The organism is Spirillospora sp. NPDC052242 (assembly GCF_040679555.1).
Taxonomy (GTDB): Bacteria; Actinomycetota; Actinomycetes; order Streptosporangiales; family Streptosporangiaceae; genus Spirillospora.
In genome coordinates this window covers 19,574-42,152 of record NZ_JBFAUZ010000039.1, presented here as the reverse complement: position 1 = coordinate 42,152, position 22,579 = coordinate 19,574, and the positions used below count along the sequence as shown (strand labels likewise).

The 22,579-nt window shown below is 74.5% G+C and carries 21 protein-coding genes; 6 read left to right on the top strand and 15 right to left on the bottom strand.

What is annotated here, in order from left to right:
- Window positions 1-58 precede the first annotated feature (58 nt).
- Genes AB0L25_RS28490 through AB0L25_RS28480 form a run of 3 tightly spaced genes read right to left on the bottom strand, consistent with a single transcriptional unit; the run spans window position 59 to window position 3,320 of the window.
- Window positions 59-1,492, bottom strand: a complete 1,434-nt coding sequence (locus AB0L25_RS28490) for an MFS transporter (protein WP_500175792.1) — start codon at window positions 1,490-1,492, stop codon at window positions 59-61.
- A 59-nt stretch (window positions 1,493-1,551) separates the two neighbouring features.
- Window positions 1,552-2,412 (bottom strand): hypothetical protein, encoded by an 861-nt coding sequence (locus tag AB0L25_RS28485; RefSeq protein ID WP_500175791.1) that lies wholly within the window; start codon window positions 2,410-2,412, stop codon window positions 1,552-1,554.
- On the bottom strand, window positions 2,409-3,320 hold the full coding sequence (locus AB0L25_RS28480) for an ATP-binding cassette domain-containing protein (RefSeq protein WP_500175790.1): 912 nt from the start codon (window positions 3,318-3,320) through the stop codon (window positions 2,409-2,411). Before AB0L25_RS28480 ends, AB0L25_RS28485 begins: the two co-directional genes overlap by 4 nt.
- A gap of 123 nt (window positions 3,321-3,443) precedes the next feature.
- Between AB0L25_RS28480 and AB0L25_RS28475 the strand changes: the two genes are divergently transcribed.
- The 3 genes from AB0L25_RS28475 to AB0L25_RS28465 are packed head-to-tail and all read left to right on the top strand — an operon-like array spanning window position 3,444 to window position 5,974.
- Window positions 3,444-4,598, top strand: coding sequence for a sensor histidine kinase (locus AB0L25_RS28475; RefSeq protein ID WP_500175789.1), 1,155 nt, complete (start codon window positions 3,444-3,446; stop codon window positions 4,596-4,598).
- The gene (locus AB0L25_RS28470; RefSeq protein WP_500175788.1) at window positions 4,595-5,254 is read left to right on the top strand and encodes a response regulator; all 660 of its coding nucleotides are present in this window, start codon (window positions 4,595-4,597) and stop codon (window positions 5,252-5,254) included. The genes AB0L25_RS28475 and AB0L25_RS28470 overlap by 4 nt, the downstream gene beginning before the upstream one ends.
- A gap of 54 nt (window positions 5,255-5,308) precedes the next feature.
- Entirely contained in the window at window positions 5,309-5,974 is a 666-nt protein-coding gene (locus AB0L25_RS28465) for a TetR/AcrR family transcriptional regulator (protein ID WP_500175787.1), read from the top strand.
- 12 nt (window positions 5,975-5,986) lie between these two features.
- Here AB0L25_RS28465 and AB0L25_RS28460 read toward each other — a convergent pair whose 3' ends face one another.
- From AB0L25_RS28460 to AB0L25_RS28420, 9 genes are all read right to left on the bottom strand, one after another.
- Entirely contained in the window at window positions 5,987-7,126 is a 1,140-nt protein-coding gene (locus tag AB0L25_RS28460) for an acyl-CoA dehydrogenase family protein (RefSeq protein ID WP_500175786.1), read from the bottom strand.
- A gap of 43 nt (window positions 7,127-7,169) precedes the next feature.
- The gene (locus AB0L25_RS28455) at window positions 7,170-8,360 is read right to left on the bottom strand and encodes an MFS transporter (RefSeq protein ID WP_500175785.1); all 1,191 of its coding nucleotides are present in this window, start codon (window positions 8,358-8,360) and stop codon (window positions 7,170-7,172) included.
- A gap of 29 nt (window positions 8,361-8,389) precedes the next feature.
- Complete coding sequence (locus tag AB0L25_RS28450; protein WP_500175784.1) at window positions 8,390-9,499, bottom strand: agmatinase family protein; 1,110 nt, start codon at window positions 9,497-9,499, stop codon at window positions 8,390-8,392.
- Between the two features lie 89 nt (window positions 9,500-9,588).
- The gene (locus tag AB0L25_RS28445; RefSeq protein ID WP_500175783.1) at window positions 9,589-10,641 is read right to left on the bottom strand and encodes a hypothetical protein; all 1,053 of its coding nucleotides are present in this window, start codon (window positions 10,639-10,641) and stop codon (window positions 9,589-9,591) included.
- A 133-nt stretch (window positions 10,642-10,774) separates the two neighbouring features.
- On the bottom strand, window positions 10,775-12,028 hold the full coding sequence (locus tag AB0L25_RS28440) for an aspartate aminotransferase family protein (RefSeq protein ID WP_500175782.1): 1,254 nt from the start codon (window positions 12,026-12,028) through the stop codon (window positions 10,775-10,777).
- A 101-nt stretch (window positions 12,029-12,129) separates the two neighbouring features.
- On the bottom strand, window positions 12,130-12,795 hold the full coding sequence (locus AB0L25_RS28435) for a GntR family transcriptional regulator (RefSeq protein ID WP_500175781.1): 666 nt from the start codon (window positions 12,793-12,795) through the stop codon (window positions 12,130-12,132).
- Window positions 12,796-12,811: 16 nt separating this feature from the next.
- Window positions 12,812-13,594, bottom strand: coding sequence for a maleate cis-trans isomerase family protein (locus AB0L25_RS28430; RefSeq protein WP_500175780.1), 783 nt, complete (start codon window positions 13,592-13,594; stop codon window positions 12,812-12,814).
- A gap of 33 nt (window positions 13,595-13,627) precedes the next feature.
- The gene (locus AB0L25_RS28425; protein ID WP_500175779.1) at window positions 13,628-14,389 is read right to left on the bottom strand and encodes a maleate cis-trans isomerase family protein; all 762 of its coding nucleotides are present in this window, start codon (window positions 14,387-14,389) and stop codon (window positions 13,628-13,630) included.
- 16 nt (window positions 14,390-14,405) lie between these two features.
- Entirely contained in the window at window positions 14,406-14,888 is a 483-nt protein-coding gene (locus tag AB0L25_RS28420) for a DUF3830 family protein (RefSeq protein ID WP_500175833.1), read from the bottom strand.
- 271 nt (window positions 14,889-15,159) lie between these two features.
- Here AB0L25_RS28420 and AB0L25_RS28415 point away from each other — a divergent pair, with 271 nt between their 5' ends.
- Both AB0L25_RS28415 and AB0L25_RS28410 read left to right on the top strand, forming a co-directional pair.
- Window positions 15,160-16,188, top strand: coding sequence for a D-2-hydroxyacid dehydrogenase (locus AB0L25_RS28415; protein ID WP_500175778.1), 1,029 nt, complete (start codon window positions 15,160-15,162; stop codon window positions 16,186-16,188).
- Window positions 16,185-17,576 carry an amidase gene (locus AB0L25_RS28410; protein WP_500175777.1) on the top strand — a complete coding sequence of 464 codons (1,392 nt, stop codon included), beginning with the start codon at window positions 16,185-16,187 and terminating at the stop codon, window positions 17,574-17,576. The genes AB0L25_RS28415 and AB0L25_RS28410 overlap by 4 nt, the downstream gene beginning before the upstream one ends.
- Window positions 17,577-17,603: 27 nt before the next feature.
- On the opposite strand, the gene AB0L25_RS28405 is transcribed toward AB0L25_RS28410, so the two are convergent.
- Window positions 17,604-18,623 carry an alcohol dehydrogenase catalytic domain-containing protein gene (locus tag AB0L25_RS28405; RefSeq protein ID WP_500175776.1) on the bottom strand — a complete coding sequence of 340 codons (1,020 nt, stop codon included), beginning with the start codon at window positions 18,621-18,623 and terminating at the stop codon, window positions 17,604-17,606.
- Window positions 18,624-18,787: 164 nt separating this feature from the next.
- Between AB0L25_RS28405 and AB0L25_RS28400 the strand changes: the two genes are divergently transcribed.
- Complete coding sequence (locus AB0L25_RS28400) at window positions 18,788-19,555, top strand: TetR/AcrR family transcriptional regulator (RefSeq protein WP_500175775.1); 768 nt, start codon at window positions 18,788-18,790, stop codon at window positions 19,553-19,555.
- Here the strand turns inward: AB0L25_RS28400 and AB0L25_RS28395 are convergent.
- Together AB0L25_RS28395 and AB0L25_RS28390 are read right to left on the bottom strand one after the other, a co-directional pair.
- On the bottom strand, window positions 19,552-20,205 hold the full coding sequence (locus tag AB0L25_RS28395) for a DUF1707 SHOCT-like domain-containing protein (protein ID WP_500175774.1): 654 nt from the start codon (window positions 20,203-20,205) through the stop codon (window positions 19,552-19,554). The two genes, AB0L25_RS28400 and AB0L25_RS28395, sit on opposite strands and share 4 nt — an antisense overlap.
- 39 nt (window positions 20,206-20,244) lie before the next feature.
- Entirely contained in the window at window positions 20,245-22,527 is a 2,283-nt protein-coding gene (locus AB0L25_RS28390) for an FdhF/YdeP family oxidoreductase (RefSeq protein WP_500175773.1), read from the bottom strand.
- Window positions 22,528-22,579: the final 52 nt, after the last annotated feature.

The following is a 22,579-nucleotide window of genomic DNA, read 5'->3' as shown; positions in this document are numbered from 1 at the left end:
GACGACGCCCGGCGGCCGAGGTGCCGCCGGGCGTCGGCGCGTCAGGCGCCGGCGCGGTTCACCGGCGCGTCCCCTCCAGCCGGTTCTCCACGGGGACGGGGGACGGCGGGGGCGTGCGGCGCGGCAGGGACAGCGCGACGGCCGTCGCGACGAGGAACAGTGCGGCGGCGACGGCGAGGCCCAGCGCATAGCCGTCGTTGACGGACGCCGCCGACGCGGGGTCGGCGACGCGTCCGGCGGCCACGGTGGCGAGGGCGCCGAGGCCGACGCAGCCGCCGAGCTGCCGGGAGCTGTTCAGCAGGCCCGACGCCGTGCCCGCCTCGCGCGGGGCGACGCCCGTCGTCGCGGCGGCGGCGACCGGTGCCAGCACCAGGCCGAGGCCGACGCTGGTGAGCACCGACGGGCCCAGCACGTCGGTGACGAACCCGCCGTCCGGGCTGATCAGCGCGAACCAGCCCAGGCCGGTGGCGGCCAGCAGCGTCCCGGGGACCAGGGACGCGCGCGGCGAGCGGGTCGCGCCGACGCGGGTCGCGAGCACCGTCCCGGCCACCACGCCGACGGTGAAGGGCAGGAACGCCGCGCCCGTCGCGGCGGCGCCCATCCCGAGCACCTCCTGCATGTACAGGGAGACGAAGTAGAACGCCGCGAACTGCCCGGCGGCGGCGAGGAACACCAGCACGTTCGCGCCCGCCACCCAGCGGCTCCGCAGCAGCCCGAGCCGGACGAGCGGTGACGCCGTCCGGGCCTCGGTGACCACGAAGCCCGCCAGCAGGGCCGCCGCGGCGGCCAGCGTGCCGAGGGTCGTCGCGGACGCCCACCCGGTGACGTCGGTGCGGACGACGCCGAACACCAGGAGGCCGGTGCCGCCGGTCGCGAGGACGGCGCCGAGGGCGTCCAGCCGCTCCCGCCGTCCGGTCCGCGCGTCGGCGGGGACGCCCGCGGGCACCAGCGCCAGGGCCGCCGCGACGATCGGCAGGTTGACGAGCATGACCCAGCGCCAGCCCGCGTACTCGGCGAGCAGCCCGCCCGCGAGGACGCCCAGCGCGCCGCCCGCCGCGTTCATCGCGCTCCACACGCCGAGCGCCCGCACGCGCTCGCGTCCCTCGGTGAAGGTCGTGGTGATCAGGGCGAGCGCGGCCGGGGCCGCGGCGGCGGCCGCCACGCCCTGCCCCGCCCGCGCGGCGACGAGCTGCCAGGGGGCCTGCGCGAGGCCCCCGAGCAGCGAGAACAGGGCGAAGGCCGCCAGCCCGGCGGCGAACAGGCGGCGCCGTCCGTACAGGTCGGCGAGCCGGCCGCCCAGCAGCAGGAACCCGCCGAAGGTCAGCGCGTAGGCGTGCACGACCCAGGACAGGCCGGCCTGCGCGAAGCCGAGGGACGCGCGGACGTCGGGCAGCGCGACGTTCATGAGGGCCATGTCCATGGCGAAGAGGAACTGGGCGACGGACGCCGCCGCCAGCACCACGCCGGGCCGCCCTCGCGAGTTTTTGTACATGTATAGAAAGTAGCTCCGGCGAGCCCCGGCCGTCCACCCCGAGCCGCCGGGGGAGCGGCTCAGACGTCCCGGCGGTGGACGGCGATCACGGTCACGAGCAGCGCGACGGCCGCCCATGCGCCGAACACGATCCATGCCTCGGTGATCGTGACGGGGTACGCCTCGACCGGGCGCATCCCTCCCTCCGCGCCCCCTGGCCGCATGTCGTGCGCCGGGTTCTCCACCAGCGCGGCCCACGCGCTGTAGGGCATCGCGTTGCCGATCTCCTTCACCCAGCGGTACGTGTCGCCCTCGAACAGCCGCGGCAGCAGGACGAGCACGCCGACGGCCGCGACGACGGTCCCGGCGGGATGCCGAACGAGCGCACCCAAGGCCATCCCCACCAGGGCGGACACGGGCGCGAGCAGCGCGGCCCCGGCCACGGCGCGCAGCGCGCCGGGCGCGCCGATCGGCAGGCCGATGCCCTCGGCGTCGTAGATCGCCTGGGTCAGGCCGAACGACGACGCCGCGACCAGCGTCCCGTAGACCGTCATGACGGCGGTCACCACGGCCGCCTTGGCCGCGACGACCGAACGGCGGGCGGGCACGGCCGCGAACGTCGTCCGGATCATGCCGCTGGAGTACTCGCCGACGATGGCGATGGCCCCGACGCTCGCCGCGACGACCATCAGGATCTGGTAGGCCTCCGGGACGAACGCCGCGTGCAGCGGGTCGATCCCGGTGCGCTGCTGCGCCGGATCCGCGCTGCTCGCGATCAGGTGGACGTTGGAGCGGGCGGAGTTGGCGCAGATCGCGATCGAGACGAGCGCGCCCACCGCGAAGACGCCGTAGGTGGAGCGCAGCGACCGCACCTTGATCCATTCGGCCGCGACCAGGTCGGTGAAGCGGGGCCGGGAGTCCGCGAGAGGCATGGCGGTCATCGGGACCCTCCCGCCCGGTACTCGGCCTTGTCCGCGGTCAGTTCCATGAACGCCTCCTCCAGCGAGGACCTCCGGGTGATGAGCTCGTGCAGCAGGACGCCGCGCCGGAAGGCGAGCTCGCTGATCCGAGAGGCGTCGAGCCCGGTCACCGTGCACGAACCGTCGCTCTCCCGGGTCACCGCGCCGCCCTCGGCGGCCAGCGCGGCCTCCAGCGCCGCGGGGTCGGGCGTGCGCACGGTCACGTTCCGCCGCGTGCCCCGCGCCGCGAACGCGGCCAGCGGCTCCGCCGCGATCAGCGCGCCCCGGCCGATGACGACCAGGTCGTCGGCGGTGTGCTCCATCTCGGACATCAAGTGGCTGGAGACGAGAACGGTCCGGCCCTCGGCGGCCAGCCGGTGGAACAGCCCCCGCACCCACCGGACGCCCTCGGGGTCCAGGCCGTTCAGCGGCTCGTCGAACAGCAGCACGGGCGGCTCCCCCAGGAGCGCGCCGGCGATCCCGAGCCGCTGTTTCATCCCCAGGGAGAAGCCGCCGATCCGCCGCCGCGCCGCGTCCGCCAGGCCCACCTCCGCCAGCACCTCGTCCACCCGGCGGCGCGGAATGCCGTTGCCGCGGGCCAGCGCGGACAGATGCGCGAGGGCGCTGCGGCCGCCGTGCACGTCGCCCGCGTCCAGCAACGCGCCGACGTGCCGCAGTCCGCGCGCCCGGTCGCGGAACGGGACGCCGTCCACGGTGACGGTCCCGCCGCTGGGCGCGATCAGGCCGAGGATCATCCGCAGCGTGGTGGTCTTCCCGGCGCCGTTCGGCCCCAGGAATCCGGTCACGACACCGGGGCGCACCGTGAAGCTCAACCCGTTCACGGCGACGGTGCGGCCGTACCGTCTAGTCAGTTCTCTCGCTTCGATCACCCGTCCACGCTGCCCCGGCGGGCGCCGCCGGCGCATCGGCCCGGCGGCTGCCTCCATGCCGACCACGGGTGTACGACCCCGGGCCAATGCGGCGAAGCGGCGAGGCGGCTTACGATCACGGGCATGGACGTCGCGCGCGTGCGGAGCCTGCCTCCGGGCATCTGGACGGGCCTGGCCTGGTGCGCGGGCTCGGCGTACTCGCTCACCAGGGGCATCCGGCTGCCGGGCGAGGCGCGGCCCTTCCGCGCGCTGTCCTACGATCACCTCTCGGCGACGCACTGGGCGTTCGTGCTGGCGGCCGCCGTCCTGGCGCTCGCGGGGGCGGTACTGCTGCGCCGCCGGCCGCTCATCGCGCTGTCGCTGCTGCTGGCCGGTTCGGCGTTCACGGCGATGGCGCTGACCTCGACCGAGATCACGTTCGCGCAGTTCCTGGCGGCCGAGGTCGCCCTGGCCCACATCGCGGCGACGCGCCCGCAGCGCACCGCGCTGGCGGCCGCGAGCCTGGCGGTCGGTACGCTCACCGGGTACGCGGCCGTGCGGCTGCTGCTCGGCTTCCCCATCGGCACCTCCGCCGAGCTGATCGTCGCGCTGACGGCCGTCATCGCCTGGCTGGCCGGCACCTGGCTGCGGCAGAGCCGGGACGGCGCCCGCGCGCGGCACGCGCAGGCCGTGACGGCCGAGCGGTTGCGGATCGCGCGCGAACTGCACGACTCGGTGGCGCACAGCATGGGCATCATCGCGATCCAGGCCGGCGCGGCGAAGCTGGTCATCGACACCCGGCCCGCCGGCGCCCGCGAGGCGCTGGGCGCCATCGAGACCGCGAGCCGGGAGACGCTCGCGAGCCTGCGGCACATGCTCGGCGCGCTCCGCCGGGCGGAGCCGGTGACGGCCGCGCCCGCCCCGGGCCTGGCCGACCTCGACCGGCTCGCCGCGGCGGCGGCGGCCGCGGGCGTCCGCGTCGACCTGACATGGCGCGGCCCGCGGTGCCCGCTGCCCGCCGAGATCGACCGGTCGGCGTACCGCATCGTGCAGGAGGCGGTGACCAACGTGATGCGCCACTCCGGCGGCGGCCGGTGCCGGGTGTCGATCGAGCACGCCCGCGACGGGCTGGCGATCGAGGTCGTCGACCCGGGCCCCGGCCCGCGGCGGCCCGGCGCCGGGTACGGCATCGCCGGGATGCGCGAGCGGGTCGGGCTGCTGGACGGCGATTTCACCGCCGGGCCGCGCCCCGGGGGCGGCTTCCGGGTCGCCGCCCGGCTTCCGGTGGGTGCGCCATGACCGTACGGATCGTCCTCGCCGACGACCAGCCCCTGGTCCGGTCCGGGTTGCGCATGGTCATCGCCGACGCGCCCGGTCTCGAGGTCGTGGGCGAGGCCGGGGACGGCGCGGAGGCCGTCCGGACGGCCCGCGACCTGCGGCCCGACGTCGTGATCATGGACATTCGGATGCCCGGCACGGACGGCATCGAGGCCACCCGGACCATCACCGCGGACCCGGACGGCGCCCGCGTGGTCGTGCTGACCACGTTCGACGAGGACGAGCACGTCTTCGGCGCGCTGCGCGCCGGAGCGTCCGGCTTCCTGGTCAAGGACATGGCGCTGACCGACATCCTGGCGGCGGTCCGGGTGGTCGCGGCCGGCGACGGCCTGATCGCGCCGAGCGTCACCCGCCGCCTGATCGAGGAGTTCGCCCGGCGCCCCGGCCCGTCCCCGGCGCCGCGCCGCACGACCGGCGGCATCACCGACCGTGAACGCGAGGTGCTCACCCTGGTCGGCGGCGGCCTGACCAACGCCGAGATCGCCGCCCGGCTCTTCATCAGCGTGGCCACGGTCAAGGCGTACGTCACCCGGCTGCTGGCCAAGCTGGACGCCCGCGATCGGGTCCAGCTGGTGATCATCGCTTACGAGCTCGGCCTGGTGGCGCCGTCGCGATGACGGCGGCGGCCCGGCCCGGCCCGGGCGCGGGGCCGGATGGGCGATGATGGGGGGATGCCGCAACCGTCCGCGCAGCGCAAGGGCAGGCCGCCGCGCTTCTCGCGCGCGGAGATCGTCGAGACCGCCCGCCGGATCGTGGACGCCGAGGGCGTCGACCGGCTGACCATGCGCCGGCTGGCTCAGGAGATCGGCGGCACGCCGATGGCGCTCTACCACCACGTGCGCGACAAGGAGCAGCTGCTCGTCCTGCTGCTGGACGACTACGCGGCGCGCAACCTGCACCGGCCCGACTTGCCGGACGACCCGCGCGAACGGGTGGTCGTCGTGGCGGCCGCCATCCGCCGGACGCTCGCGTCCTGCCCCTGGATCGTCGAGGTGCTCACCGCCGACGACCTGATGTCGCAGGAGGCGCTCTGGTTCGTCGAGCAGATCATGGACAGCCTGATCGAGTGCGGCCTCACGCCCGAGGAGGCCGTGTACGGCTACCGGGCCGTCTGGTACTACACCGCCGGCGAGATGATCGTCCGCGCGGCGGGGGAGCGGCGGCGCGCGTCCGACGACCGACCCACCTACCGGGAGCGGGTGTTCGCGGACGTCGACGCCGCCGAGCTGCCCCGCGTCGCGGGGGTCGCGGGGCGCTGGGCGGAGCTGACCGCCGAGGACACCTACCTCGACGGCCTCCGCGCCCTGGTCGGCGGCCTCGTCGCCGGGGCCCGCTGAGCGGCGGCCGGGTCAGAGCCCGAGGCGCTTCGCCACGATCTCGTTCATGATCTCGTTCGTGCCGCCGCCGATGCCGAGGATGCGCGCGTCCCGGTAGTGCCGCTCGACCTCCGACTCGCGCATGTAGCCCATGCCGCCGTGCAGCTGGACGGCCTCGTGCACGACGTGCTCGCACGCGTAGACGGCCGTGTTCTTCGCGTACGCCGTCTCGGTCAGGACGTCCTCGCCCGCCGCGTACCGTTCGGCGACCGAGCGCGTGTACGCGCGGGCCACCTCGACCTGCCGCGCCATCTCGGCGATCTTGTGCCGGACGAGCTGCCGCGACGACAGCGGACGGCCGAACGTCTCGCGCTCGCGCACCCAGCCGAGCGTCAGGTCGAGGCAGCGCTGCGCGGTCGCGTACGCCTGCACGGCCAGCGACAGCCGTTCGGCGACGAAGTTCTGCACGATCTGCAGGAACCCGCCGTTCTCCGCGCCCACGAGGTTCGCCGCCGGGACGCGCACGTCGTCGAACGACAGCTCGGCCGTGTCGGAGCAGAGCCACCCCATCTTGCGCAGCGGCCTCGACACCCCGAACCCGGGCGAGCCCTTCTCGATCACCAGCAGCGAGATGCCCTCGAAACCCGGCCCGCCGGTCCGGACGGCCGTGGTGACGAAGTCGGCCCGCACCCCGGAGGTGATGAACAGCTTCGCCCCGTTCACCACGTACGCGTCGCCGTCGCGCACCGCCGTCGTCCGGATGCCCGCGACGTCCGAGCCGGTGCCGGGTTCGGTGATGCCGAGCGCGCCGATCATCTCCCCGGCCAGCACCGGCCGCGCGAACCGTCCGATGAGGTCCCCGTTCCCGGACGCGATGATGTGCGGCAGCGCGATCCCGTGCGTGAACAGGGACGCGACGAGCCCGCTCGACCCGCCCGACGCGATGATCTCCTCCGTCACCACCAGCGGGTCGAGGACGTCCCCGCCCGACCCGCCCGCCGCCTCCGGGAACCCGGCGCCGAGCAGCCCCGCCCCGGCGGCCCGCGCGTGCAGGTCGCGCGGCAGCTCCCCGGCGTCCTCCCACTCGGCCAGGTGCGGGACGATCTCCTTGGCGGTGAAGTCGCGGACGAGCTCGCGCAGCGCCGTGCGTTCGGGGGTGTTCCAGATGCTCATCGCGCCTCCAGCCGGTAGAACTGGACTCGGAATCTAACAGGCGTCAGCCGGCGGCGGGCACCGGGGCCCGCAGGCCGGGCGCCAGGGCCAGCGTGGTCGCGATCGAGGCCGCCGCCAGGACGGCCATCGCGGTCGCGGGAGACGTGAACTCGGCGATCGTCCCGGCCAGCGTCGCGCTGACGCCCTGCAGGGTCATCATCCCCGAGGAGTGCAGGCCGAGCGCCTGCCCGTGGACGTCGTCCGGCGTGAGCGCCAGCAGCCGGTCCTGGATCAGCAGCGTGGACCCGTACCCGACCGACGCGACCAGCACGGCGGCGCCCGCCACCGCGACGGCCGGGTCGAGCGCGAACACCAGGTACGGCACGCCCAGCAGGAGCAGCAGCGGCACCGCCAGCCGGGCCCGCCACGCCTGCGGCACGAACCGTCCCGTCAGGATGTCGCCCGCCAGCATCCCCACGGCCGTGAGCGCCAGCAGCCACCCCGCGTGCTCGGGCGAGAAGGGGACGAGCACCGCCTCGCACCCCACGATCAGCCCGTTCGGCAGCCACATCGCCAGGTACGCGTAGCGCCGGGGCCGCGACGACCACAGCATCGCGTTGCCCCGCCACGTCTCGGCGACCGACGGCCGCCCCTGCGCGCGCGGCGCCCGGGCCGCGAGCCGCGCCAGGGCGACGGCCGCCGCCAGCAGGTTCAGCCCCGCCGCCGCGAGCAGCGCGCCCCGCGCCGAGATCGCCGCCACCAGGACGCCGCCCAGCGCGAACCCCGCGATCTGCATGACCCCGTTCGCCGCGTTCAGCACCGATCGTCCGATCAGGTACCCGTCCGGCGGCAGGATCTGGCTGAGCAGCCCGTACCGGACGCCGCTGAGCACCGCGCCGATCAGGCCGAGCCCGAGCACCACGGCGAACACCGCCCACAGCGGCGCCCCCGGGAGCGCCAGCGCGGCGGTGCCGAGGCCGGACACCGCCAGCAGCCAGGCCAGCGCGCCCCGGGGCGGCAGCCGGTCCGCCGCCGACAGCAGCGCCACGGCCCCCACCACGTGCGCGAACGCCGGACCGAACATGCCGAGCGCCGCCAGCAGCGGCGACCCGGTGGACTCGTAGACGAGCACGCTCAGCGCCAGCCCGCCGACCGTCAGCGCGGCGGACTGCGCCGACGAGACCGCGAACAGGGGCGTGAATTCAGGCGAGCGGAACAGTTCCCGGTACGTACGCACGAGGGACGAGTTGATCAAGTCGCGGGCGTTCCCGCAACCGGTTTCGCTCAGGACGGCTCGTCGAGCCCGGCGGCGATCGGGTCCAGGTACGCCGGGCCCGGGACGCCCTTCCTGCGCAGCGCCAGCCCGGTGAGGCACTCGAAGATCGCCTTGCGGGCGTTCATCGCGGTGGTGTTGCCCGGGTCCAGGTACGGCGCCACCTCCACGACCTCGATGCCGGCCACCGGGGTCTCGTGGCAGATGCGGCGCAGCGCGGGCAGCAGCTCGCGCGGGGTCAGGCCGGGCGGTTCGGGCGTCCCCGTGCCCGGCGCGTACGCCGGGTCGAGCACGTCGATGTCGATCGACAGGTACAGGTGCTCGGGGCCGTCCAGCGCCTCGGCGATCGCCTTCTCCAGGACGGCGGCGAAGCCGATCCGGTCGATCTCCGCCATGAAGTGCGACCGCATGCCGTGCGCGCGCATCCACGCCAGCAGCTCGTCGTCCGGCATGAGCACCGACCGGAGCCCCACCTGCACGAAGTTGCGGCCCGGGACGTGCTCGTCCTCGATGAGCCGCCGGATGGGCGTCGCGTGGGAGGCGAGGTGCCCGTGCACGGACTCGGCGCAGTCGGCGTGCGCGTCGAAGTGGACGACCCCCACCGAGCCCGGACCGTGGACGTCGGCGATCGCCGCGGCGTCCGGCCACAGGATGGAGTGGTCCCCGCCCAGGACGACGGGCACGGCCCCGGTCTCGGCGATCTCCCGGACGACGCCGCGGATCGGCTCCATGGACGCGTCCACGCTCAGCGGGTCGACGGCCGCGTCGCCGTAGTCGACGACCGTGAGCTCGTCGAACGGGTTGGTCCTGGTGTCGGACTCCATCAGCGCCGCCGGCGTGTGCGCCATGATCCACTCGCTCGAGCGGATCGCCCGCGGCCCGAACGCCGCCCCGCGGTGCCCGGTCCCCATGTCGACCGGGGCGCCCACCACGGCGACGTCCACGCCGCCGGCCCGCAGGTCTTCGGGCGTCAGGCACAGGGGCAGGCCGAGGAACGTCGCGATCCCCGAGTACGCGGGAACGTGCCGGTACCGCTGCACGTTGATCGGCCCCGGCTCCCGACGCGGGAACTCCGACGGGTCGACCCGATCCCCTTGCCCGCCCGGTGGTCGAGTACCCATGCTCCCTCCCCGCCGCGTCCCATGCCCGCGCGGAACGGGGCCTAACGCGCGTAGTCGCTCCGCCCCCGGGCGGGCGGACCTCGCTCGCCTCAGAAGGGATGGCCGTACGGGTGTTCGCGCATCCGGTCGTAGATCCGTCGCAGCCACGGACGGCGAACCTCGGGCAGCCGCGCCAGCGTGCGGAGGAAGACCTCCCGATCGGGCCGGAACGGCCATCCGGGCAGCAGCGGCGGCGACTCGTCGCGGCGGACGCCGTCCGGCAGCCCGCCCGTGACGGGCACGGGCACCCGGTCGTCCCCGAACGCCAGATACCGCCACACGCGAAAGTCCAGCGGCACCGCATCCGGCGTCCCGGGCGGCTCCCAGATCGCGCCCGTCCGCGGGTGCGCCGGCACCAAGGCGATGTCGCCGTCGGGGCCGGGGAGCCCCGGCCCGGCCAGGGCGAGGGTCTTCGGCCGGACGTCCCGCGGGAGCAGCGTGTCGAGGGCGTGGCGGAACGCGTCGGCGATCGGCCCGTCCGGGACGGTCACCGGCGCACCGGTCGAGGCCGCCGGCAGGCGGGCCAGCGCAGCGCCCACCGCCGCCTCCCACAGCGGGCTCCAGAACCCCGGCGGTTCGACCGGCGGCGTCCCCGCGTACTCCCCGGACAGCGCCTCCCATCCGGCGACCGGGGCAGCCGGACGAACGCCGGGCAGCCGGCGCACCGTCCGTGGATCGAGCCGGATCGCCTGCCAGAACGAGCAGTCGTCGATCCGCGTCGCCACCGCCAGTTCGCACCCGGCGCACGCGAGGTTCGGGCCGTCCCGGCCGTCCAGTCCCAGGCAGTAGCCGTCGCACCTGTCGGGGATCAGCACGGTGCCGCGGACGTCGCCCGGCGCGATCACCACCGCGCCCGGCGGGCCGAAGGACAGGGCGGGCACCGGGGCGTACACGCCGCGCGCCGCCGCCTCGTCCGGGTCGATCTCGCTCCAGCGCCGCCACGGAGGCCCGGAGGGCTCGGGGTCCACCGCGTAGGTGCCCGGGTCCATGAGCGCGGGGAGGAGGTCATGGCCGTAGCGGCCGTGCGCGAGAACGGGAAGCGCGACCTCCGACAGCGGCGCGGTCAGGACGGCGCCGCACCCGGCGCACGCGAACACCGTCATGCGTCCTCCTCGATGGACGCATCATCGGGGTCCGCGGGACGGCGCCGCCACGGGTTTTCGCGGCCGGCGCGGCGGCCCGGGCGTGCGAACGCCCCGCGGGGCCGGGGCCTCGCGGGGCGTTCGGGGCGGTGGGTCAGGCGGTCGCCTCGGCGACCGCGTCGGCCCAGACGGCGAGGGCGTCGTCGATCTGCTCCTCGTTCACCACCAGCGGCGGGATCAGCCGGACGACGTTGCCGTGCGCGCCGCACGTCAGCAGCAGGAGGCCGCGGTCGGCGGCGGCGCGGTGGGCGCGCTGGGCGGTCGCGGCGTCGGGCTCGCCGTCGGCGGTGGTGAACTCGCCGGCCTGCATGAGGCCGAGGCCGCGGACGTCGCCGATGACCGGGTGGTCGGCGGCGACCTTGCGCAGGCCGTCGTTCAGCCGGGCGCCGAGGCGGGCCGCGTTGGCGACGAGGTCCTCGTCGCGGATGACCTCCAGGGTCGCGAGCGCGGCGGCGCACGACACCGCGTTGCCGCCGTAGGTGCCGCCCTGCGAGCCCGGCCACGCCTTCTCCATGATCGCGGCGGGCGCGGCGATCGCCGAGAGCGGGAAGCCGCTGGCCAGGCCCTTCGCGGTGATGAGGACGTCGGGGCGCATGGCGCTGTGCTCGTGGCCCCAGAACTTCCCGGTGCGGCCGTAGCCGGTCTGGACCTCGTCGACGATGAGGAGCGCGCCGTGCCGGTCGGCCCGCTCGCGGAGCCCCTCTAGGAACGCGGGCGGCGCCGGGATGTAGCCGCCCTCGCCGAGGACCGGCTCGACGACGAACGCGGCGGTGTCGGCGGCGGGCGAGGTCGTCGCGAGGACGTAGTCGAGCTCGCGGAGCGCGAACCGGACGGCCTCGTCCTCGTCCCACCCGTACCGGTAGGCCTGCGGGAACGGGGCCACGACGGCGCCGGGCATCAGCGGGCCGATCCCGGCGCGGAACTTGGTGCCGGCGGTGGTGAGCGCGGCGGCGCCCATGGTGCGGCCGTGGAACGAGCCGTGGAAGACGACGATGTTCTGCCGTCCGGTGGCGTGCCGGGCGAGCCGGATGGACGCCTCGACGGCCTCGCTGCCGGAGTTGAGGAAGAACACCGAGTCGAGACCGGACGGCAGGACGTCGCCGAGCGCCTCGACGAGGCGCAGGAGCGGCCGGTGCATGACCGTCGTGTACTGCCCGTGGATCAGCGTGGCCACCTGCTCCTGGGCGGCCGCGACCACGCGCGGGTGGCAGTGGCCGGTGTTGGTGACGCCGATGCCCGCGGTGAAGTCCAGGTACCGGCGGCCGTCGCCGTCGTAGAGGTACACGCCCTCGCCGCGCTCGGCCAGGACGGGGGTCGCCTGCTTCAGCAGAGGTGACAGCGTCGCCATCGGAGCCCCTCTCGGTAGATTGTCGACAATCGACAGCCTAGGCCACCGCACCCCTCCGGGCGGAGGGGGAGGGGCCATGAATGTGGCCGTGGGGCCAGTCTTTACCCGGTTTCCTTGCGCAGCCTCTCGATGGAGTCGGTCATGTGCTCCTCGATGAGGCGCAGCAGCCGCTCCTCCTCCCCGTCGCCGATGGCGTCGACGATGCGCCGGTGCTCCTCGACGAGGTCGTCCGGCTCGGGGTAGGTGTCCTGGAGGGCGTTGAGGCACATCCGCGTCTCGACGAGCAGGGTGTGCGCCATCCGCTCGAGCCGCTGGCTGCCGGACGCGCTCACCAGCACCTCGTGGAAGGCCTGGTCGGCGTCGCTCATCTTCACGCGGTCGCGCTCGCGCGCGGCCTCGACCAGGCCCTCCAGGGCGTCGGTGAGCCGGGCGACGGCCTCGCCCCGGTTCCGCTCCATGATCAGTTTCCCGGCGGCGCGCTCGATCGCGAGCCGCGCCAGGTACACGTCCTCGACGTCGCCCTCGTCCAGCGTGATCACGAACAGCCCCCGGTGCGGCTCGCTGACCAGCAGGCCCTCCTGGACGAGCCGCTGCATCGCCTCCCGCAGCGGCCCGCGGCTGATGCCCAGCCGGGCGGCCAGCTCGGCCTCGCCCAGCTGGTCGCCCGGCTCGAGCGAGCCGTACATGATCGCGGCACGGAGTTCGTCGGAGACGAGTTCCACCGTGGACTTGCGGGGGACTGGTTCAAGCTCGCCCAATCGGCTCATGGGAGGTCACCTTTCGTCAGAGCCTCCAGGCCGGACGTCCGGGAACCGCTTCGGGAACGGGCGCGGCGAACAGCCGGCCGAAGCCGGTGCGCGGCCGGAACCCGCCGGAGGGCGACGCGCCGCCCGCGAGCCGGAGGCCCTCCCAGACGCTGACCTGGTTGGCCGTAAGGACCGGTTTGCCGACCCGTGCCTCCAGCTCGTCGAGCCAGGACACGGTGTGCAGCGCGGTGTCGGGCACCAGCACCGCCTCGGCGTCCGGGTGATCGTTGGCCGCGACGAAGGCGAGGACCTCCTCGCGGCCGAGGGTGCCGACCTCGGCGGCGGTGACGATGCCCTTGCAGGACAGCGACACCACCGTCACGCCGGCGCGCCCGAGGAAGTCGCCGAACTTCTCGGCGACGTCCTCGGGGTAGGTCGCGGCGACCGCGACCCGGGTGAGGCCCAGGGCGCGGGCCGCGTTCACGAAGGCGAACGACGTGCTGGACGCCGGCATCCCGGCGGCCCGCGCGACGCCCGCGACCTGCTGTTCGGCGCCTTCCCAGCCGAAGACGAAACTGCCGCTGGTGCAGGCCCACACGGCCGCGGCCACGTCCAGCTCCCGGAGCTTGCTCGCGCCGGTGGCGAGGACGTCCGGGCCGCCGACGTCGAGGAGGGCGTCCACGCGGTGGGCGTCCTCGCGCATCAGCGTGTGCACGACGGGCAGGCGGACGTCGCCGAGGGCGGCCTCGATGGCCGGGTAGTCGTCCTCGGCGCTGTGGCCCGGATAGAGGAAACCGGCGCTCAGTTCGGTTCGCGACATTGTCGACAATCCTACTCTCGAGGGTCTTCCGGGTCAGGCGGCGGTCGGGCTGCCGAACTGCACCAGCGACTGCCCGGCGCCGTTCGCGGACCGGCCCATCGCGCGCAGGGCGGAGCACATCGTGACCTGGTTGGAGGTGAGCACCGGCTTGCCGATCATCTGCTCCAGCGGCGCGATGATGTCGTAGGTCGGCACGTTGGTGCAGCTGATGAACACGGCCTCGGCGTCCGGCCGGTCGACCGCGGACACCGCGCTGACGACCTCGCCGTAGCCGACCTTCCAGATGTGGCTGAGCAGGCCCATCCCCACCGACGACACCACCTCCACGCCGTGCTCGCCGAGGAACGACACGAGCCGGTCGGTGACCGTGTCGATGTACGGCGTCACGACCGCGACGCGGCGGACGTTCAGCATCCGCAGCGACTCGACCAGCGCGCCGGACGTCGTCGCCGCCGCGGGCGCGCCCGCCGCCAGCATCGTCTCGTGCAGGGTCTCCTCGCCCGCGCGGCCCCGGATGAAGCTGCCGGACGCGCAGGCGAACGCGACCGCGAGCGGTTCGGGCGCCAGCACGTCGCGGACCGCCTGCCGGACGATCGAGTGGTCCGACAGCGCGGACGCCATCTCGACCGTCACCGGGACGGGCACGTACGGCAGCCGGGTCATGAACAGCGACACGTCGTCGGGCGTCCAGCGCCACAGCTCGCGGTCGAGCGCGAAGTCGAAGGGCGCGACCACGCCGATCCCCTGCTGGGCGAGCAGTTCGGGACCGACGACCAGCGTGGGGTCGAATGTCATCTGCGCGGCCACCGCTCTAACCCTCGTGCCGGCGGTAGACGAGCCGCTCGCCGACGCCGCCGGAGCGCCAGACGTCGTTGCACGCCTCGGCCATCCGGTCGAGGCCGTCGATGATCGTCGCGTAGACGTTCCCCGGCACCCAGCCGACGTCCCCGTTCAGCAGCAGGTTGTTGCGGCCGTAGAAGATCGCCAGGTCGATGACGCCGGGCAGTTCGTGGATGTTCTTCTCCTCCTTGAACTTCCGGTCGAGCATCCCGCCCGGGAAGGAGAAGAGGACGACGTCGCCCGGGATGGGGGTGACGGTGGGGTTCTCCTGGCCGATCTCCTCGTCCGAGAAGTACTCGACCATCGTGTAGACCTCGTTGCGCGCGTACTTGGCGTGGTACGCGTCGCCGCCTTGCGGCAGGGCGCGCCACACGGCCTCGCAGGTGCGCGGCGCGTCCTTCTCCAGGAGCTCCGCGACGCACGAGACGCCGCGACGCTCGAGGGAGATGGTCATCAGCTTGGGCATGCCGGGCCTCCCCGTGGAACAGGGGTGGGCGAGAGCGTCGCCACCCGAAAGGACTCTTGCTCTTGCGTTAGAGCGCTCTGGGATCCGTCCTGGCCATGCTTGGGCAGCGGTTGCGACGGTCTTGCAGCACGATCAGCGCGGTCGGTGGGCCGATCGTCGGCCGCGCTGATTGTTGACAATCCTACGAAGCCTTCCTAGCGTGTCAATGCCTCCCCGAGTTGCCATCACGTAAACTCCCGGAACCCCGAAAGCAGAGCCGATGCAGCAGCCTTCGCCCGCAGCCGGTGCACCGCCCGTGGTGGCGGTGCTGACGGGGGACGCCGCGCCGTCCGGGATGGCGGACGTGGAGAGCCGGGCGGACGTCCGGTACGTGCGCGCACCCGACCTCGCCGCCGCCGTTCCGGAGGCCGACGTGGTCTTCGTCTGGGATTTCCTCTCCGACGCCCTCGCCTCGGCGTGGCCGGAGGGGGACGGCGCCCGGACGCCGCGCTGGGTGCACATCGCGAGCGCGGGCGTCGACCGGATGATGTTCCCGGGGCTGATCGAGAGTGACACCGTCCTCACCAACTCGCGAGGCGTGTTCGACGAGCCGATCGCCGAGTACGTTCTCGGGCTGGTGCTGTCGTTCGCGAAGGACCTGCACGGGACGGTCCGGTTGCAGGCGGAGCGGCGCTGGCGGCACCGGGAGACCGAGCGGATCACCGGCCGCCGCGCGCTCGTCGTCGGGACCGGCCCGATCGGCCGCGCCATCGCGCGGCGGCTGGCCGCCTGCGGGTTGCGGGTGAGCGGCGCGGGCCGCACCGCCCGCACCGGCGACCCCGACTTCGGCGACGTGCACGCCGCCGCCGAGCTGGCCGGGCCGCTCGCCGAGGCCGACTACGTCGTGCTCGCCGCGCCCCTCACCGCGCAGACCCGCGGCATGATCGACGCGGCCGCGCTGGCGCGGATGCGGCCGTCGGCGCGGCTCATCAACGTGGGCCGCGGCGCGCTGGTCGTCCAGGACGACCTGGTGGCGGCGCTGCGGGACGGGCGGATCGCGGGCGCGGCCCTCGACGTGTTCGAGGAGGAGCCGCTCCCGGAGAAGTCCCCGCTGTGGGACCTGCCGAACGTGATCGTGTCGCCGCACATGTCGGGCGACACGGTGGGCTGGCGGGACGAGCTGGTCGAGCTGTTCGTCGAGAACTTCGACCGCTTCGCGACCGGCCGGCCGCTGCGCAACGTCGTGGACAAGCGACTCGGCTACGTGGGGACGGGCTCCCCGCGCCGGCCGGAGGGGGTAGAACGATGACGGACCCGGCCGACCTGACCGCAGCCGAGCTGATCGAGGGGTACCGGGCGGGCGCGCTGTCCCCGGTGGAGGCGGCGCAGGCCGTCCTCGCCCGCATCGAGCGGGACGATCCGCGCCTCAACGCGTACTGCCTGGTGGACCCGGACACGACCCTCGGGATGGCGCGGGCGTCCGCCGAGCGGTGGCGGCGCGGCACGACGCTCGGCCCGCTGGACGGCGTGCCGGTCTCGATCAAGGACGTGCTGCTCACCGAGGGCTGGCCGACGCTGCGCGGCTCCACGACGATCGACCCGTCCGGCCCGTGGACCGAAGACGCCCCGTCGGTGGCGCGGCTGCGCGCGCAGGGCGCGGTGTTCGCGGGGAAGACCACCACGCCGGAGTTCGCGTGGAAGGGCGTCACCGACTCGCCGCTGACCGGCGTCACCCGCAACCCCGCCGACCCGTCGCGGACGGCCGGCGGGTCGTCCGGCGGCGCGGCGGCGGCCGTCGCGGCGGGCATGGCGCCGCTCGCGCTCGGCACCGACGGCGGCGGCTCGGTCCGCATCCCGGCCAGCTTCACCGGCACGTTCACGATCAAGCCGACGTACGGGCGGATCCCGCACTACCCGGCGAGCCCGTTCGGGACGCTCGCGCACGTCGGGCCGATGACCCGGACCGTCGGGGACGCGGAGCTCCTGCTGGACGCGGTGTGCGGCCCGGACGCCCGCGACTGGTCGGCGCTCGCGCCGCCGGCGGCCCCGTTCCGGCTTCCCCCGGCGGAGCGGGAGCCGGACCTGACCGGCCTGCGCGTCGCCTACAGCCCGGCGCTCGGGTTCGCGACGGTCGATCCGGAGGTCGCGGCGCTCGTCGCGGCGGCCGCCGAGACTTTCGCCGAGCTGGGCGCGAAGGTCGAGGAGGCCGACCCCGGCTTCGGCGACCCCGTCGCGGAGTTCGAGGTGCTGTGGTTCGCCGGGGCCGCCAAGGTCGTCGAGCATCTGACGCCCGAGCGGTTCGCGGCCCTCGACCCGGGGCTGCGGGAGATCTGCGAGCAGGGCGCCCGGTACTCGGCGCTGGACTACCTCGCCGCGACCGCCCGCCGGATGGAGCTGGGCCGGATCATGGGCCTGTTCCACGAGCGCTACGACCTGCTCCTCACCCCGACGATGCCGATCCCGGCGTTCGAGGCGGGCGTGGAGGTCCCGGCCGGGTCGCCGTCCCCGCGCTGGACGGGCTGGACGCCGTTCACCTACCCGTTCAACATGACGCAGCAGCCCGCCGCGAGCGTCCCGTGCGGGACGACCGCGGCCGGGCTGCCGGTCGGGCTGCAGGTCGTCGGCGCCCGCCACGCCGACGCCCTGGTGATGCGGGCCTGCGCCGCGTTCGAGGCGGCCCGCCCCTGGCGGTCCTGACGCCGCACCCGGCGGCCGGGCCGGGCGTCAGGGCCGGTCGAAGGCGATCACCGCGCGGCCCCGGTGCGTGCCCGCGTCCATCGCGGCCAGCACGCCGGGCGCCTCGTCGAGCGTGATCGGCGTGACGTCCGGGACGATGCCGTGCGCGGCGGCGAACGCGAGGGTGTCGCGCAGGTCGTGCGGGGACCCCGACGGGCTGCCCATGACGCGCCGCCGGTGCAGGACGAGCGAGACGGGCGGCACCGACGCCTCGGCGCCGTCGAAGCCGAGGAACAGCAGCGTCCCGTCCGGGCGCAGCCCCTCGAACGCGGCCAGCGCCGCCGCGGTGCTCGGCGCCGTGTTCATGATCAGGTCCGCGCCGCCCCAGGCCCGCAGGGCCTCGGCCGGGTCCTGCTCGTCGGTCGCGACGTACAGTTCGGCGCCGAGGGCCAGGGCGTCCGCCTCGGCGCGCCGCGACCGGGACACGACGGCGACGCGGGCGCCGATCGCCGTCGCGAACCGGACGGCGAGCGTCCCGACGCCGCCGGTGCCGAGCACGGCGACCTTCGACCCGGCGGCGGCGTCGCCCTGCCGGAGCCCGTTGAACGCGGTGATCCCGGCGCACATCAGCGGTGCGGCGGCGACCGGGTCGAGGCCCTCGGGGAGCGGGGTGACGAACCCGGCGCGGGCGACGAAGTACTCGGCGTACCCGCCGTCCCGGTTGACGCCCGTGACGTGCTTCGGGCCGCCGATGCACAGGATCTGGTCGCCGCGGACGCAGTTGTCGCAGCGCCCGCAGGAGTCGTGGATCCAGGCGGCGCCGACCGGGGTGCCGGGCGCGGGCCAGTACACCCCGTCGCCGAGCGCCTCGACGACGCCGGTGATCTCGTGGCCGGGAACCGTCGGGAACGTCCCGAACGGGTAGTGGCCGTGGAGGTGGTTGACCTCGGAGAAGCACATCCCGCACGCGGTGACCCGGACGAGGATCTCGCCGGGGCCGGGCGCGGGCACGTCGCGCTCGACGATCTCCAGCGGCTTGCCCGGTGCGGTGAGAACGGCGCTGCGCATGGCTGCGCTCCCTTCGTCGTTGCGGTGGCGGCCGCGCCGACCGCCGCTAACGACGATATAGCAAGTCGTGTAGCTCTGCTATAGGAGTGATGCGGTGCCGATGCGCGTTCGCGCACGTCACACGTCCATATCGGTGCTCGCAAAATTTCTGTAGCATCGTTGTTGTGACTGTGCAGAAGGACGTCGACGCCCGGGAGCGGATCCTGCGGGCGGCCGCGCGGCTGGTCGCCGAGTCGGGCGGCGACGCCGTCTCGACCCGGGCCGTCTGCGCCGCCGCCGGGGTCGGGGCCCCGACCCTCTACCACCACTTCGGCGACAAGCAGGGCCTGCTCGACGCCGTCGCCGCCTACGGGTTCGAGCGGTACCTGGCGGGCAAACGCGCGCAGCCCCGCACCGGCGACCCGGTCGACGACCTGCTGCACGGGTGGGACCTGCACCTCGAGTTCGGCCTGGCGAACCCGGAGCTGTACACGCTCATGTACGGGACGGCCCGCCGTCCGCCCGCGGCCGTCGAGGCGCACGAGATCCTGCTCGGGCTCGTGGGCGCCGTCGCCCGCGCGGGACGGCTGCGGCTGCCGGTCGAGGTCGCCGCCCGCATGATCCACGCCGCGGGGACGGGCGTGGTGCTGGCGCTGATCTCCGGGGAGGCCGACCGCGACCTGCCCGCACGCATGCGCGACGCCCTGCTCGGCACGCTGATCGTCCCCGCCGCGTCGCGGGACGGTGCGTCCGGTGGCCCGGACGGTACCGGGGACGGCGCCCGGGACGCCGCCGGGACAGGAGGCGCGGCCGCCCTCGCCGTCGCGCTCCGCGCCGCGCTCGCCGACGAGCCCGCCCCCGGCCTCACCGCGACCGAGAGCGCGCTGCTGGGGGAGTGGCTCGACCGGATCGCCGACGGATCCCGGGCGTCCGCCGACCGCGACGGGCGCTAGTCCTCGAGTTCCTTGCGGTCCTTCTTCTTCCTGCCCTTGCGGGCGCGGCGCTTGACCTCGACGCCGCCCCAGAACGCGAAACCCTTGACGACGACCCGGGGCGCGCCCGGCTCGCCGGGACCGCTCGCGCGCCCGTCGAACCCGCCCATGATGCCGAGGCCGCGGACGTGCACGGCGAGGTCGTCCGGCACGATCACCTCCGCGCCGCCCATGATCGCCCACGCGTGGATCGTCAGTTCCCCGTCGGTGAACCGCGCCTCGCGCAGGTCGATCTTGCCGCCGCCCCAGAAGCAGAACGTGAAGAACGACCGGGGCGCGTTCCACACCCCCGACCGGCGGAAGCCGCTCAGCACCCCGATGCCCGTCTTCCACGACGGCGCGTCCGGAAGCGGCCGGTAGTCGACGGCCCCGTCCGGCGCGGGCGCGGGCGCGGTGGTCCCGGTCGCCGGCAGGTCGCGGGTGATGGGCTCCAGCTCCGCGTACGTCCGCGCGGAGTACACCGCCTCCAGCCGCTCGCCGAGCTCCTCGAGCGTCAGCCGACCCTCACCGGCGGCGTCCCGCAGCAGGTCCGCGGCCCGGTCCCGGTCGGCGTCGGACGCGCGCATCTCCGGCGTCGCGGGCGGCCGGGAACGATCGGGAAGGTTCGTCATGGAGCCAGCCTAATCCGCCCGGGACCCCCGCGGGCAGGGTCAATCCGCGCGCCGCTCCAGCCGGACGACCACCGACTTCGACGTCGGCGTGTTGCTGATCTCGGCGGTGCTGTCGAGCGGCACCAGCACGTTCGTCTCCGGGAAGTACGCCGCCGCGCAGCCGGGCGCGGTCGGGTAGCCGACGATCCGGAACTCCGGCGCGCGCCGCTCGGTCCCGTCGGTCCATTCGGACACGAGGTCGACCAGGGCGCCGTCCGCGAGACCGAGCTTGGCCAGGTCGGACGGGTTGACGAACACGACGCGGCGTCCGGCCTTGATGCCCCGGTACCGGTCGTCCAGCCCGTAGACGGTGGTGTTGTACTGGTCGTGGCTGCGGACGGTCTGCAGCAGCAGCCGCCCCTCCGGGACGCGCAGCACCTCCAGCTCGTTGACGGTGAGGTTCGCCTTGCCGGTCGCGGTAGGGAAGCGGCGCTCGTCGCGCGGCGCGTGCGGCAGGACGAACCCGCCCGGTGCGCGCACGCGGGCGTTGTAGTCGGCGAACCCGGGCACCACCCGGGACACGTGGTCGCGGACGACGTCGTAGTCGCGCTCCATCGCCGCCCAGTCGACGACCGAGGCGGGCAGCGCCGCGCGGGCCAGCCGGCACACGATCGCGACCTCCGACAGCAGGTGCTCCGACGCGGGCGCGAGCCGGCCCCGGGACGCGTGCACCATGCCCATCGAGTCCTCGACGGACACGAACTGCGGGCCGGACTCCTGCACGTCGCGCTCGGTCCGGCCGAGCGTCGGCAGGATCAGCGCGTACTCGCCGGTCACCGCGTGCGAGCGGTTCAGCTTCGTCGAGACGTGCGCGGTCAGCCGGCAGTTCCGCAGCGCCGCCTCGGTGACGGCCGAGTCGGGCGTGGCGCGGACGAAGTTGCCGCCCATCCCGAAGAACACCTTCGCCGCGCCGTCCCGCATCGCGCGGATCGCGTCGACGGTGTCGAGGCCGTGCTCGCGCGGCGGCGCGAACCCGAACTCGGCCTCCAGCGCGTCCAGGAAGGCGGGCGCGGGCTTCTCGTAGATGCCCATCGTGCGGTCGCCCTGCACGTTGGAGTGGCCGCGGACGGGGCAGACGCCCGCGCCGGGGCGGCCCACGTTGCCGCGCAGCAGCAGGAAGTTGACGACCTCGCGGATCGTCGGCACCGAGTTGCGGTGCTGGGTGAGGCCCATCGCCCAGCACACCACGATCCGCTCCGCGGACAGTACGTCCCCGAGCGTCGCGGCGATCTCGCCGCGGGTCAGCCCGGTCGCCTCCAGGACGTCGTCCCAGTCGAGGCCGCGGACGTGCTTCTCGAACGCCTCGAAGCCGTGCGTGTGCGCGTCGAGGAACGCGCGGTCGATCGCGCCGGGCGCGTCCGACTCCAGCAGCAGCCGGTTGAGGGCCTGGAAGAGCGCGAGGTCGCCGTTCAGCCGGATCTGCAGGAAGCGGTCGGCGAGCGCGGTGCCCCGGCCGGTGACGCCGGACGGCCGCTGCGGGTTCTTGAACCGCATCAGCCCCGCCTCCGGCAGCGGGTTGACGGCGACGATCCGCGCGCCGCCCTTCTTGGCGCGTTCCAGCGCCGACAGCATCCGCGGGTGGTTCGTCCCCGGATTCTGCCCGACGACGAAGATCAGGTCGGCCTCGTGCAGGTCCTCCAGCAGCACCGAGCCCTTGCCGACGCCGAGCGTCTCGGTCAGCGCGGACCCGGACGACTCGTGGCACATGTTGCTGCAGTCGGGCATGTTGTTCGTGCCGAACTCGCGGGCGAACAGCTGGTAGGCGAACGCCGCCTCGTTGCTCGTCCGTCCCGAGGTGTAGAAGACGGCCTCGTCGGGCGAGCCGAGGGCGTTCAGTTCGGACGCCAGCAGCGCGAAGGCGTCGTCCCAGCTCACGGGCTCGTAGTGGGCGGCGCCGGGGCGCCTGATCATCGGTTCGGTCAGCCGGCCCTGCTGCCCGAGCCAGTGGTCGGACCGCTCGGCCAGTTCGTCGACCGTGTGCGCGGCGAAGAACTCGCGGGTGATCCGCCGCGTCGTGGCCTCCTCGGCGACGGCCTTCGCGCCGTTCTCGCAGAACTCCGCGACGTGCCGCTCGTCGCCCTCCGGCCAGGCGCACCCGGGGCAGTCGAACCCCCGCTTCTGGTTGACGCGCAGCAGCGTCAGCGCCGTCCGCCCGGCGCCCATCTGGTCGTAGGACTGGCGGAGCGCGGCCGCCACCCCGGGCACGCCCGCCGCCCACGTCTTCGGCTTCGACACCTGCAGCCCGGCGTCATCGAAGTCGCCGGTGGGGGCCTTGCGGCTCATGGTCACATCCTCGTCGGGGTCGGCGCTGTGACCTTCCACTGTCGCACGGAAC